The organism is Hymenobacter sp. UYCo722 (genome assembly GCF_040547115.1).
Classification (GTDB): Bacteria; Bacteroidota; Bacteroidia; order Cytophagales; family Hymenobacteraceae; genus Hymenobacter.
In genome coordinates this window covers 12,394-25,959 of sequence record NZ_JBEPPC010000001.1, presented here as the reverse complement: position 1 = coordinate 25,959, position 13,566 = coordinate 12,394, and the positions used below count along the sequence as shown (strand labels likewise).

Here is a 13,566-nt window from a genome sequence, read left to right as displayed (position 1 = left end):
AAAGAAACGCCCCGCAACTGGTTGATTGCGGGGCGTTTTGGGGTTTAGCTGGGACTTGTGCTTTATTTCAGGTTCCTCTATTAAAAAGGTTGTCCTACACTCTCATTAAATATTAAACAGAATGCTTCACCGGCTTGTCCATACAGCTTCTCATAACCCGTCAAGTTATTTATGTAGTCATTAAGTTGGTCGTTTTTCAATGTCGTAGTCAATTGTAAATCTGAAACCTTAAAAGGAAACTGACTATTGTTCGGATTTGGAGTGTGCAGAAATAATGCATCGCTTGAACTGTCATAGTCAACTAAAACGGCATACAACTGAAAATCCGGTTTTAAATTTTTGGTCTTATCAACCAGTATGTTGAAATGTCTGAACAACTTATCCAAGTGTGGCTTTCTCCTTTTGAAACTATCGTTACCATAGCCATACCAGTCGAAGTGCGTGTGCCATTTATCAAACCACGTATCCGGGCTGTCAAAGTCTAAACTCTTTGCTTTGTCAAAGTCGTTTTCAGTGGCCAGATTTCTATAGTACCTTTTGAGGCCTCTGTGTTTCTTAATCCCGTTCATTTCATTCGATTGAATTATATTTCTGGCAATTGATTTATCTGTTTTTACATTCAATCCTCAATCACCTCAATCCCCAGTTGCTTCAGTCGCCCAAGGTGCCCCTTTATGGCGTTGAGTTGCTCGGGAAGTGTCCCGTAGGTGACTTCCCCGGTTAACCGAAGCGGGCTTTTGGAAAGATAGGACTTGGTGGAATTGCCAGGGAGTTAGGTAAGCGCGGCAATTTATTCACCATCGGCTGAATAGCCCATGCTACAACCCAGAAAATACTAATCGATAGACAGCAAAAAGCAACGCTCCGCAACGAGTTAGTTGCGGAGCGTTGCTTTTTGATTCAGCATTACTTACCAAAATAATCCCCCTGCTCCAAATCAGCCAGCAGGTCCGGCTGGGTGGGTTGCCAGCCCAGCCGCTGCTGCGTGAGGGCGCTGGAGGCCGGCATGTCCAGTCCGACGAAGCGGGCCATCCAGCCGAAATGGTCGGCGGCCTCCTCGGGGGTTTTGGACACGACAGGCAGGTGCAAGTGCCGGCCGATGACGGCGGCGATGTCGTGCATGGGGGTGCCGTCGTCGGCCGCGCCGTGGTAGCGGGCCCCGGCCGTGCCCTGCTCCAGCGCCAGGCGGAAGAGGCGGGCCGCATCGAGCCGGTGCACGGCGGGCCAGCGGTTGCGGCCGTCGCCCATGTAGGCCGCCACGCCCTTTTCGCGGGCAATGTTAATGAGGGTGGGCACGAAGCCGTGGTCGCCGCGGTCGTGCACCGAGGGAGCCAGGCGCACCACCGACGCCCGCATGCCCTGCGCGGCCAGGGCCAGGGCGGCATCTTCCGACATGCGCGGCGATTCGGCCGGGCCATCGTCCTCCGTCACGGGGCGGCCCAGATTGAAGCCCGCCAGCCCGGCCGTGACGACAAGCGGGCGGTCGGAGCCGGCCAGCGCCCCGCCCAGGGCTTCGATGGCGTGCCGGTCGGTTTGGCCGGCGGCTTCGTATTCCACGAAATTGTGGTTGTAGGCCAAGTGGATGACGCCATCGGCGGCCGCCGCGCCGCGCCGCAGGCTGTCGAGGTCATCGAGCGAGCCCATGTGGGCTTCGGCCCCGGCGGCACGCAGCGCCTGGGCCGATTCTTCGGAGCGGGCGAGGCCGAGGACTTGGTGGCCCGCGCCGAGTAATTCCTGAACGACGGCCGAGCCGATAAAGCCCGAAGCGCCGGTTACAAAAACACGCATGTGATTTTCCTTTTAGAGTGCTGAATAATTACGACACAAAGGTCCGGGCAGTGGGCATCGGCGGCATTGCACGGGTCAAACCGTTTGCTGAACAATTCAAACAATAAACAGACATCAACAAAAAGCCCATCATACCGAGCGCTGCCGAGGCATCCCGCGTGTAGAAGTACTCCAATCGATTGAGTTATTACCCCACGCGAGATGCCTCGGCTACGCTCGGCATGACGGGCTTTTCAATTCATACTCCAGCGGTAACTAACCCCGGAAATCTCCCGGCGTTAGGCCACTCTGGCGCTTGAAGAAGTTGCAGAAATGCGCCGCGTCGGCGAAGCCCAGGCTGTCGGCGATTTCAGAGATATTCCAGCTGGTTTGCTTCAGCAATATCCTGGCTTCCTGCCCCACGCGGCTGCTAATGAGGGCGGTGGTAGTGTGGCCGGTGGTTTCCTTCAGCACGCGGTTGAGGTGGTTGACGTGCACGGCAAGTTGGGCGGCGAAGTCGGTGGCGGTGCGCAGGCGCAGGCGCTGCTGCGGCGATTCGAGGGGAAACTGGCGCTCCAGCAAGTCGGCAAACTGGGCCGTCAGGCGGGAAGCGGCAGTATGTGTGGGGGCCGGGGCCGGGGCGGGCTGGAGCTTCTGCACATAGTAAATCATCTCCAGCAGATAGGCGCGCAGCAGGTCGTACTTGTAGGCATAACTGGAGGCAATTTCCTGTTCCATCTTTTGAAAAATGGCGGCAATGGCTCCGAATTCGGCATCCGTTACCCGCACCACGGGGTACGCGCCGGGCTGGTAAAAGGGCAGGTCCTCCAGCGCCGTCCGGCCCTTGGTGGGCTGCAAAAACTCCTCAGTGAAGATGCAGAAATAGCCGGTCTGGTCCTGGTTGTGCGGCTGCCAGCGGTAGGGCACGCGCGAGGAGGCGAACCACAAGGCCCCATCTTCTACATCAACCGTCTGGTCGGCATACTCAATCCGGCTGCGGCCCCGAATCAGGCTGATTTTGTAGAAAGCCCGGCGGTCGAAGGTCATCGGTGGCCGGTCGCGGTTGGCGAGCATCAGGTCGGCCACGTTGAAAACGTTGAACTGGCCGACTTCGCGCTCCTGGTTTGTAGGCAATAGCGCCTCGGCCGCCTCGGGGGCTAGTTTAGTATATAGTTCGAAAAGCGGACGGGGCGGCATGGCGAATGACTGTAAAAATCAAAGGTAAGCCGACGTTCCAATTCGCTTCTAAATACCGTCATGCTGAGCGCAGCCGAAGCATCTCTATCGTGGAAGTAAATCATTTACTATTGCAGTAAAGATGCTTCGGCTGCGCTCAGCATGACAGTTATTAAATAAACAACTATAGCTAAAAAGCCGCCGCGAATTCCCGGGCAAAATCCTCCAGCTTCACCTGGCCCAGCGTGGGGCGGTGCTGCCAGTAGTCTTCGCCCAGTTTGCCGCTGTTGATGCTGGCGTAAATGTCGACGACTTCGTTGGCCCTCGCTGCTGGCACGCCGTGGCTGGTCATGTTTCCCCGCATTTGCTCATCGGTGAAAGCCACCCATTTCAGGTTGGGCTGGCCAATGGCGGTCCCAAATGCCTGCGCTACTTCATCGGCAGTGCGTTCGTCGCTGGCTACGTAGCGCACGTTTTGGCTGGTTGTCGTGGCTGGTTTGGTGAGCTCCTCGGCGGCGGCGGTGGCAATATCTCGCGGGTGTACAAAGGCAACTTTGACATCGCCCGCATAGTTGGCCCCCATCATGCCCGCGCCTTTTATCATCCCCACCGAGGTGTAAAAGTTGGTGTAAAAGGAGGTCGGCCGCAGGTGCGTGAGCCCGATGCCGGGCACCGCTCGCAGGATAACTTCCACATCGTGCGAGCCCAGGATGCCGCCGGTGCCTTCGGCCAGGTGCGCGCCCCAGCTGCTGAGCTGCACCACCCGCCGCACCCCCGATTGCTGGATGGCCTGGGCATAATTGCGCCCGATTTGCTGGTGGTACGCCCGCGAATCGGCCACGGCGAAATGGGGCGGCACCATCAGGTACACCGCGTCGGCCCCAGTGAAAGTGGCCGTGAGGAAATCGACGTCTTCCACTTTACCGATGGCGGCGGTGGCCCCCAGGGCTTCGATTTCCGCCTGCCGGTCCGGCTTGCTGCTGATGACCGTGACGGCGTGTCCCTGCTGCCCCAGCGCGATGGCCAGGGGTTTGCTGATGTTCCCGAGGGAACCGGTGAGGATTATTTTCATACCACAAAGCTCCGGTCCGGCAGCGCGGGCGGAAAGAGCAAAACGGCGGGAATATTGAGCCAAAAGGCGGGAAACATCAGGCCCAGCGCTGCCGGTAGGCGACGGGCGAAACGCCGGCGCTTTTCCGAAAAAACCGGCCGAACGTGGACTGGTCGGCAAAATGCAGCGTGTCGGCAATCTGGCCCACGGTCAGGGTCGGGTTTTGCAGCAACACGTGGGCTTCCAGCAGCACGGCCTCGGCCAGCCACTCCCCGGCGCGCCGGCCGGTGGCTTCCTTCACGGTTTCGGCTAGGTGCTTGGCGGTGATGCAGAGCTTGTCGGCGTAGAAGCCCAGGCCGCGCTCGGTGGCGTAATGGGTGTTGACCAACTGCTTGAATTCGGCGGCAATCAGCTGGCTGCGCGGCTGACCGGCCTTCGACGAGACGTGCTGCGAACTGTATATGGGCGCGATTTCGTGCAGCAAAATCTGCACGAGGCTGCGCAGAATCTCCTCCCGGTAAGCGTGCGGTTCCGCGTATTTCTGCTCAATGGAACGCAGCAGCGTAATAATTTTCTGGGCCTGGACGGGCGGCAACGAAAAAACGTGTTTGGCATCCCGCTCAAAAAAGGAGAAAGTATCGAGGTTCAGGCTGCTGCCCGCCGAAATAAATTCCCTGGTAAAAAAGATGCTCAACGCCTCCAGGTCAGCCGACATAAACGGCCACTGCTTGATGACGTAGGGCGACATCAGCATCACGAAATTGGGCCCGATTTCGTAAGTATCCAGGTTGACTTGCAGGCGGGCGCTGCCGCGCAGGCAAATGCCGATTTTATAGTAGCTGCTGCGGTATGGCAGCGCAATGGGCAGCTGGGGCTGCGTAGAGTCCGGCCCTAAAAAAAAGAACGCCGCCGGCTTTTCCTCGTTTTCGGTGAGACTGTTCAACTGGTAAACGGGGATGCTGGTGCTCATACGGTGTTCAAGGTACACACCCTTAATCGGGGGGGCGCTACCGCCCCAAAACCCCGCTTCCCCGCCAGTGGTTTACATAACCCCGCCCCGCTCCCGGGCGTATTTCCGACAGCCAACTATTGCCCCATGACTGAACTGCAACGCCTGCTTCTGGCCTACGACCGCCACCGCGCCGAGGCCCGCCCCTGCGCCCTGGCTACGGTGGTCGAGGTGCTGGGCTCGGCCTACCGCCGTCCCGGGGCCCGCATGCTCGTCACAGAAGACGGCGAGCTAACCGGGGCCATCAGCGGGGGCTGTCTGGAGGGGGATGCCCGCCAGCGGGCCCGCCAGGCCATTTTCCGGGGCCAACCCGCGTTGGTTACCTACGATACCCGCGACGAGGACGACCCGCGCCACGGTCTCGGTCCCGGCTGCCAGGGCGTGGTCCGCATCCTGCTGGAACCGCTGGATTTTGCCGCCGCTGATAATCCCGTGGAGCTATTGCGCGGCTTCGCCCAACACCCCGAGCCCGCCGTGCTGGCCACGGTGTTTGAAACCGATAATTCAGGCCTGAAGGCGGCCGTGGGGCAACGGGTGCTGCTCTCGGCCACCGGCGCGTTGCGTGGCACGCCGCTGCTGGCCGGCCCGCTGGCCGAGGCCGCCCGCGCCACGCTGGCGCAAGGCTTATCGCAGGTCCTCGATATTGAAACCGATGCCGGCTCGGTGCGGGCGCTGTTGGAGGTGTTGGTGCCGCCGCTGCGCCTCGTAGTGTACGGTGCGGGCAACGATGCCCAGCCGCTGGTGCATTTAGCCGCCTCCCTCGGCTGGCACATTACGGTGCTGGATGGCCGGCCCAATCTGGCGACCGCCGCCCGTTTTCCCGAAGCTGCCAATGTGCGTATTGTACCGGTGCGGGATTTGGAAACCCAGCATCCCGACGCGGGCGCTTACCACGTGCTGCTCAGCCACAACTACGCCTACGACCTGGCCGCACTGCAAACGCTGCTGCCCACGGCCGCGCCCTACATCGGCCTGCTCGGCCCCCGAGTCAAAGCCGGGCGGCTGCTGGAAGAGTTAGGGTTAACCGAAAGCGAAATGGCCGACGTGTTGCAGAACTACCTGCACAGCCCCATCGGCCTCGATTTAGGCAGCGAAACACCCGAAGAAATTGCGCTGGCCATCGTAGCCGAAATTCAGGCCCGGCGGCACCAACGCAATGGCCGGCCACTGCGCGAGCGGGCCGGCACGGTGCATGCCCCAATGATTGCCCTGATTAACGGCAGTTGAACAACCGGATTGGCTCAAAAAAAAGCGGCCCACGTCGGATGACGGGGGCCGCTTTTTTACCAGTGTTGTAGTCTGTTATTTCACGTTAACCAGCAAGCCCAGGTAAATCAGCCGGCCAATTTGCGGCCCGCCGAAAATCTGGATGTTGGTTGCGTTGAAGATGTTCGAGCCGCCTACTTGAAGCGTTGAAGCCAGCCGGGGGATGGTGTAGCCCACGTAGGCATCGGTGGTATGGTAGGTCTGGATTTCGCCGGCGGCAAAGGGCATTTCCTGCTGGTGGCCCTCAATCCAGCGATAGTTTACCGAGTAGGTCAGGTTTTTAAGCACCACGCCGTTGGCCCCCAGGTTGTATTTGTGCTTGGGGGTGTTGAAGTAGGTACGGAAGCCAACAGGCAGGTTGCTGCGGTCGAGCACGTTGAGCGAGTAGTTACCGGTCAGGTTCAGCCCTTTGTTCAGGTAGTAGGTGAGGGCGAAAGTCGCGCCCTGAGTGCGAACTACCTGGCTGTTATTCTGCGAGACAAAGATGATGCGGGCCTCCGGGGTAGTAAAACCAGTACCGTTGACAATCGCACCCTTCACCAGCGCTTCGCTCGGGCGGCTGCCGTTCACGTTGCCCACGAAAGCAATACCACCGATGAAGTCGTTGTAGCGACTATTGAAATAGCTGGCATCGACGTACACGTTGGGCAAAATCGCGCCTTTGTAGCCTACTTCAATCGTGTTCACGTGCTCGAGGCGGAGCTTATCGATGCTGACGGCAAAATCCGCCAGCTTCATCGTCGGGTCGTACGGGTTGTAGGCGCGGCCCTGTGCATCCGTGAAACCGTAGCCTTGGTAGCCATTGCCTACGTTGCCGAGCAGAATAAACGAATTCACGTCGGAATGCAGGTACTGGTCGGTTTGCGAAGGGCTGCGGAAGGCTTGCCCGTAGCTGGCGCGAAAACTGTGCTGGTTGCGGGCCCCCAGCGAGTAAACGGCGGCTACGCGCGGCGAGAACGACGGGCTGAAATTCTTGAAAAAGTCGACCCGGCCAGCGGCGGCCAGCTTCAGGTGGTCGTCGAGTAGGGCGTGCGTAATCTGCGAATACGCCCCATATTCATAATTCGGAATGCGGGAGCCGTCCAAATCCGCAAACAGGAGCCCGTCCGAGCCCAACAGGTACCGCCGGTAAGCCGCGCCCACGATAAGGCCGGTTTTGGGGCCACCCAACTCGAAGCTGCGCTGGGCGCTCACATCGCTCAGGCGCGAGTTGAAGTGCTGGCCGGCTCCGGTGGCCGGGCTGTTATCGCCCGCAACGCGGTTGCGCAGGGAGTTGAAAACCTCGCTCCCCGCCAACGGCTGCGTGGCATTAGCCGCGGCCTGCGCCGTAGCCAACGCCATTTCCACCGACTGCTTACCCACTTGGCGCGCGTTGGTGTAGGCCGCGTTGTACGTGCCGAAATACTGCTGAAAATAGGTTGGCGACTGCGGGTTGGCCGGGTCCACTTTCGATTGCAGAATCTTGGTACCCAGCTGGGTCAGCTCGTAGCTGCTGCCCGTAAAATCCTCGGTCGTGTAGGCTCGAATAAAGCCTTTCGAGCTTTTTAGCTCGAATCGGTACTGGTCGGTGCCCAGGTCTTTGATGCGGAAGCGGCTCAGGTTTTGGTAAGTCGACGTGCCCACTCCGCGCTTGGCCTCCAACGTCAGCTTCAGGTCGCTGTTGATGAGGTAGGAAACGGCTCCCTGCACGCGGTACGAACGGGTAGTGGTGTCGCCGGCTACCAGTTGGCGCTCCGTGTAGCCGGGCATATAGGCGCGCTTGCCGTATAGCTCCGGATTGGCACCCCGCACGTACGGCGCGAACGTCAAATCCAGCTCGCCATAGCGGTTCACGGCATCGTAGCCCAGCGGCGAGCCGGTCGGGTTAGTCGAAGATGTCTGGGCATTGAAGTTGCTGGCAATCCAGTCGTCGGCCCGGAAATAGCTGGCATTCACTTTAAAGGCCAGCTTATCCGTCACCTTCTTGGCGTAGCGCAGCTGCCCATCGAGCAGGTTGCGCTGGCCGCCGCGCAAGCGCACGCTCAGGCCCTCGTACACAAACGGGTCTTTCGAGTTGAAGAGCACCACGCCGCTCAGCGCATTCGAGCCGTACAGGGCCGAGGCGGGACCGTGCACGATTTCAATGCTTTCCATGTCGAGCTCCGGAATGCCCACCAGGTTGCCCGGGCTCAGGTTGAGCGAGGGCAGGGCCGTGTCCATGTAGTCGACCAGCTGAATTACCCGCTCCGACTTGGCCGTGTTGAAACCCCGCGTGCTGATGCTGGTAAACAGCATCGAAGCCGAGTTCACGTCGATGCCCGCCAGGTTGCCCAGGCCCGCCAGCACTTCCGGCGTGCTGATTCGCTCGACCTGCTTGGCCGATACCTTATCAATGGTTACCGGGGCCCGCATGATGTTCTCCTCCACCCGCGAGGCCGAAACCACCGTTTCGCTCAGCATCGTGGCGCTCGGCACCATCGATACACTGAGCTGGTCTTCGGGCTTTTGCAGCACAACCGACTGGGTTTCATAACCTACATAGGATACCACCAACTCCACCGGCCCATTGGCAAACGAGCCGTTTAGGTCGAACCGGCCGTCCTGGTTGGTACTGGTGCCAACGTAAGTGCCTTTGATAAAGACCGTAGCTCCGGGCAGCGGTTCGCCCGTATTCGTCAGCACGGCTCCCCCAATATGACTACCTGTCGGGTCAGTGGTCAGGCGTGCCTTTTTGGCCCTGGCTTTGGCCGGAATGTGCCGTGGTGACGGAGTAGCATCCGGGGCAGCCGTAGCTGCAACCGCCGGAGCCAGCGCAACCACCATTAAAGTACAGTAAATTTTACGCATGAGATAAGCGAACTCGGAATATTAGAAAAGTCAAAATTATATTCCCATCCAACCTTCATTGCCATTTTTCGACAGATGCGTAATCCGGCCGGGCAGACAACTCCCAAACAGGGACTAATCAGTATAATCAATCAGGAACCCATTTTGATTTTTAAATTAATCATGGATTTATTAGCCTGTAGTGGCAATTATCACAAAATACACCCCTAGTAAATTATTCCTTTATCATTGGTACCTAAGTAGTTTATTTTCCAAATTTTGGAATATGATTTTACCACGTAGTGAAATTACCTGCGATATCCGTAATTTAATTAGAGGTATAATGCAAATTTTTGCTCACCTCCTTTTCGAATTTCGCGAGCCGGCAAATCAAGTAACAAGCATAACAGCGCTGGGCCCGATACACCTACCGCCCCGGTAATAGCCCCTTTGCGGAACGACGACAATGGGCCGAGGCGCACAACAAGGCCGGGCGCACACCATAGCGCAAGAACTACGGTCGGAATGCATTATTCCAGCAATAAAATGCAAGCCGAAATCAGCAACAATTCCCGACTTTTCGCACATTTTTTGGCCGCGAACCGCTATAAACCACACGGCTCCCTGCCGGGAGGCAGGGAGCCGTGTGGTTTATAGCGGTTGGTCGATACATACGGGCTGCTTAAGCCTCCGTCGGGGCCACGGTTTCGCCCGAATAAAGGCGGGATTTGCCGGGAAGTGTTTTGTGGCGCTCCTTGCCGAGGGCGGCGCTGGGCTCGGGCACCCAGTGGTGGCGGCCACCGGCATTTTCGTCCTCAAAATTGGTGGGCGCGGTGCCGGCGGCGGTGCGTTCCTTCCAGGTGAGGTGCTGGGTGCCGTCGTCGGTGCGCTCCATGGTGATACACTGCTCGACCGGGCAGACCAGCGAGCACAGATTGCAACCCACGCAGTTTTCGTCGATGATTTCGGGCACACGGGTGCCGGCGTTCAGCCGGATGGCCTGGTGGGCACCATCTTCGCAGGCCGTGTAGCACAGCTGGCAGCCAATGCACTTAGCTTCGTTGATATTGGCGGTGACCTTATACTTCATGTTCAGGTCTTCCCAATGCAGCACATTGGGCAGGGCCTTGCCCACCATGTCGTAGATGGTGTTGAAGCCCTTCTCGACCATGTACTGCTCCAGGCCGGAGGTCATTTCACGAATGATGCCGAAGCCGTAGTGCATGGCGGCCGTGCACACCTGTACGCTGCTCGCGCCGAGCAAGATATGCTCCACTGCGTCGCGCCAGTTCTCGATGCCACCAATGCCCGAAATGGGCAGCTTGATGTCGGGGTGCTGGGCGCAGTTTTTCACCATGTTCAGGGCAATGGGCTTCACGGCCGGGCCGCAATAGCCGCCGTTGGTGCCCTTGCCGTCCACAATCGGGTACGGTGCGAACTGGTCCAAATCAACGCCCACGATGCTCTGAATCGTGTTGATGAGCGAGATGGCATCGGCCCCTCCGCGCCGAGCGGCCAGGGCCGGCTCGGTGATGTCGGAGATGTTGGGCGTGAGCTTGACGATAACGGGCTTGGTGGCCACTTCCATTACCCACTCCACAATCATCTGGAGCACCTTGGGCTCCTGCCCCACCGCCGAGCCCATGCCGCGCTCGCACATACCGTGCGGGCAGCCGAAATTCAGCTCGAAGCCGTCGGCCCCCGCGTCCTGGCTCTGACGCACAATGTCGTGCCACTCCTGGCGGCTCTGCACCATCAGCGAGGCGATGACGGCGTGGTTGGGAAAGCGCTTTTTCACCTCTTCAATCTCGCGCAGGTTGTGCGAGAGCGGCCGGTCCGAAATCAACTCGATATTATTGAACCCCACGAGGCGCTTATCGCGGTAGTTCAGGCCGCCGTAGCGGCTCGATACGTTCACGACGGGCACGCCCAGGGTCTTCCACACCGCGCCGCCCCAGCCGGCATCGAAGGCCTTCATAATCTGGTAGCCGGAATTGGTGGGCGGGGCCGAAGCCAGCCAGAACGGATTCGGCGACTTGATGCCGGCGAAATTGATGGAGAGGTCAGGCATAATTTTTTATTTTTCAGCACGTCATGCTGAGCATTCTGAGAATGTTCAAAGAAAAGCTACTTGCTCAGATAAGCGTGAATACCCCGCGCCGTGAGCTTAGCCTCAGCCGCTGCGTTCACTACCTCAGCCCCGCCATTCCAGGCATCGCCAGAGGCGAAGTATTTTGGGTTCGACGTCTGCCCGGTGTGGGCATTGGCGATGATGCGGCCTTTGCCGTCCAGCTTCAGGCCGGGAATCAGATTCAGGAACTCCGTCTGCTTGGCCTGGCCGGTGGCTTTAATCACCATGTCGCACGGCTCCACAAACTCCGAACCGGCAATTTCCAACACCTTACCATCTCTGGTTTCAGTGCGAATAAATTTCACGCCCGCCACGTAGCCGTTACCCGTAATTTCGATTGGAGCCACGTTGAACAAGCCCTTCACCCCCACTCCTTTAGCTAAGTCGTACTCGAACTCATACGCGCCCATTTCATCCTTAGCGCGTCGGTAAGCCAGAATCACATTCTGAGCTCCGAGACGTGATGACTCCGAAGCGGCGTCCATCGCCGTGTTGCCGCCGCCCAGCACAATTACCTTGCGTCCCACCGCTACTTTGTAGTGATGCTGACGTAATTCAGCAATAAATTCCACCGCGCCGGTGCAGTTAATTTTATCCTCACCCGGCAAACCCAGTTCATTCGTTTTACCAAGCCCGATACCCAGAAAAATAGCATCGTACTGCTCCTCCAATTTCTCCAATTCGGCCCGCGAAGAAATAGCCGAATTAAAATGAGTATGGTAGCCAAACTGTGCCTGCAAATACGCCATCTCCGCCAGCGTTTCTTCGTTGGTTATTTTATAGGGTGCCACGCCATAAACCGTCAGGCCCGAAGGTTGCGCTTTGGCCTCGAAGACGTCTACGCCATAACCCAGCGCCCGTAATTCACAGGCGGCCGAAATACCGGCCGGACCAGCCCCGATAACGGCTACTCGCTTCCCATTATCCGCTCCGGGGCTGAACAGTTTTTCACCACTCTTTATCACCTTGGTAGTGGCGAAACTCTGGAGTCGACCAATCTCAATTGGCTTCACCTCCTGCAGGTTATACACGCAGGCACCTTCGCACAGCACTTCCGTCGGGCACACTTTACCGCAGGCATTGCCGAAGTAGTTAGCTTCGTAAATAGTGCGCGCCGCGCCGGTATCATTGCCCGAATTTATCTGCCGGATAAACTGCGGAATATCAATACCCGACGGACATGCCTTAATACACGGCGCATCAAAGCAAAAGAGGCAGCGGGAGCTTTCATAAAGCGCCTCGGTGCGACTCATCACCGGCTTTAATTGCGCGAAGTTTTCGGCGAATTGCTGCTCAGTAGTAGGTGTAGAAAATTCGGCCATGAATGGGCGGGATTATTCGATGATATTTGGAAACAAATAGAACGTCATGCTGAGCGTAGCAAAGCGGAGTCGAAGCATCGCTACCGTGCAATTATCTAAATCAGTTGCGCGGTAGGGATGCTTCGGCAAGCTCAGCATGACGTTCTAAGTGCGACTTTTTTGCGTGCTACGTGGCCTACAGTTCCACCAGTTTCTCGTAGGTTTCGGGACGGCGGTCGCGGAAGAACTGCCAGGTGTTGCGCACTTCCTCAATCATGTCGAGGTCGAAGTCAGCAATTAGCAGCTCGTCTTTATATTCATCGGCCTGCGCGATAATCTGGCCGCGCGGGTCCACGAAATACGAGGTGCCGTAGAAGCGGCCCAGGTTCCAGGGCTTCTCCTCGCCTACGCGGTTGATGCAGCCCATGAAATAGCCATTGGCAGCCGCATGGGCGGGTTGCTCCAGCTTCCAGAGGTATTGCGAGAGGCCAGCTACGGTAGCCGAAGGATTGTACACGATTTCGGCCCCGTTCAGGCCCAGCACGCGGGCCCCATCGGGAAAGTGACGGTCGTAGCAGATGTAAACCCCAATTTTGGCGTATTTGGTCTGGAATACCGGATAGCCCAGGTTGCCGGGCTTGAAGAAGAACTTCTCCCAGAAGCCGGTGGTATGGGGAATGTGGTTTTTGCGGTATTTACCGAGGTAAGTGCCGTCGGCGTCAATCACGGCAGCCGTATTGTAGAGGAAGCCGGCGGCTTCGCGCTCGTACACGGGCACAATCATCACCATGTTATATTTTTTGGCGTATTCGGCCATGCGGTCCGTCGTCGGGCCGGGCACAGCTTCGGCCGAAGCGTACCAGGCTTTATCCTGGCCAGGACAGAAATACGGGGTATTAAATATTTCCTGCAGGCAAAGAATCTGCACGCCCTGGCGGCCAGCTTCCTCAATCAACGGAATATGCTTGGCTTCCATTGCTTGCATAATTTCGGCAATCGTGCCTTCGCCTTCGGTCATCGGCAGGCTCATCTGAATGAGGCCGGATTTAATCATTCTGGG

General features: G+C 58.0%; 10 protein-coding genes. 1 reads left to right on the top strand and 9 read right to left on the bottom strand.

From position 1 onward, the window contains the following. Positions 1-80: 80 nt before the first annotated feature. The 5 genes from ABIB44_RS00095 to ABIB44_RS00075 form a co-directional block, all read right to left on the bottom strand. On the bottom strand, positions 81-569 hold the full coding sequence (locus tag ABIB44_RS00095; RefSeq protein WP_354582579.1) for a hypothetical protein: 489 nt from the start codon (positions 567-569) through the stop codon (positions 81-83). A gap of 337 nt (positions 570-906) precedes the next feature. Then, positions 907-1,788, bottom strand: coding sequence for an SDR family oxidoreductase (locus tag ABIB44_RS00090; RefSeq protein WP_354582578.1), 882 nt, complete (start codon positions 1,786-1,788; stop codon positions 907-909). 255 nt (positions 1,789-2,043) lie between these two features. Then, the gene (locus ABIB44_RS00085) at positions 2,044-2,964 is read right to left on the bottom strand and encodes a helix-turn-helix domain-containing protein (RefSeq protein ID WP_354582577.1); all 921 of its coding nucleotides are present in this window, start codon (positions 2,962-2,964) and stop codon (positions 2,044-2,046) included. Positions 2,965-3,133: 169 nt separating this feature from the next. Continuing rightward, positions 3,134-4,015, bottom strand: coding sequence for an NAD(P)H-binding protein (locus ABIB44_RS00080; protein ID WP_354582576.1), 882 nt, complete (start codon positions 4,013-4,015; stop codon positions 3,134-3,136). 76 nt (positions 4,016-4,091) lie between these two features. Continuing rightward, positions 4,092-4,964 carry a helix-turn-helix domain-containing protein gene (locus ABIB44_RS00075; RefSeq protein WP_354582575.1) on the bottom strand — a complete coding sequence of 291 codons (873 nt, stop codon included), beginning with the start codon at positions 4,962-4,964 and terminating at the stop codon, positions 4,092-4,094. Between the two features lie 126 nt (positions 4,965-5,090). On the opposite strand from ABIB44_RS00075, the gene ABIB44_RS00070 reads away from it, so the two are divergent. Further along, positions 5,091-6,230 (top strand): XdhC family protein, encoded by a 1,140-nt coding sequence (locus ABIB44_RS00070; RefSeq protein ID WP_354582574.1) that lies wholly within the window; start codon positions 5,091-5,093, stop codon positions 6,228-6,230. A 75-nt stretch (positions 6,231-6,305) separates the two neighbouring features. Here ABIB44_RS00070 and ABIB44_RS00065 read toward each other — a convergent pair whose 3' ends face one another. The 4 genes from ABIB44_RS00065 to ABIB44_RS00050 all read right to left on the bottom strand — a co-directional run bounded on the left by ABIB44_RS00065 (position 6,306) and on the right by ABIB44_RS00050 (position 13,560). Then, positions 6,306-8,930, bottom strand: a complete 2,625-nt coding sequence (locus ABIB44_RS00065) for a TonB-dependent receptor (RefSeq protein ID WP_354582573.1) — start codon at positions 8,928-8,930, stop codon at positions 6,306-6,308. An 826-nt stretch (positions 8,931-9,756) separates the two neighbouring features. Beyond that, positions 9,757-11,145, bottom strand: a complete 1,389-nt coding sequence (gene preA, locus ABIB44_RS00060; protein WP_354582572.1) for an NAD-dependent dihydropyrimidine dehydrogenase subunit PreA — start codon at positions 11,143-11,145, stop codon at positions 9,757-9,759. 56 nt (positions 11,146-11,201) lie between these two features. After that, entirely contained in the window at positions 11,202-12,527 is a 1,326-nt protein-coding gene (locus ABIB44_RS00055) for an FAD-dependent oxidoreductase (protein ID WP_354582571.1), read from the bottom strand. 175 nt (positions 12,528-12,702) lie between these two features. Further along, a complete protein-coding gene (locus ABIB44_RS00050) occupies positions 12,703-13,560 on the bottom strand; it encodes a nitrilase-related carbon-nitrogen hydrolase (protein WP_354582570.1) in 858 nt (285 codons plus the stop codon). Positions 13,561-13,566: the final 6 nt, after the last annotated feature.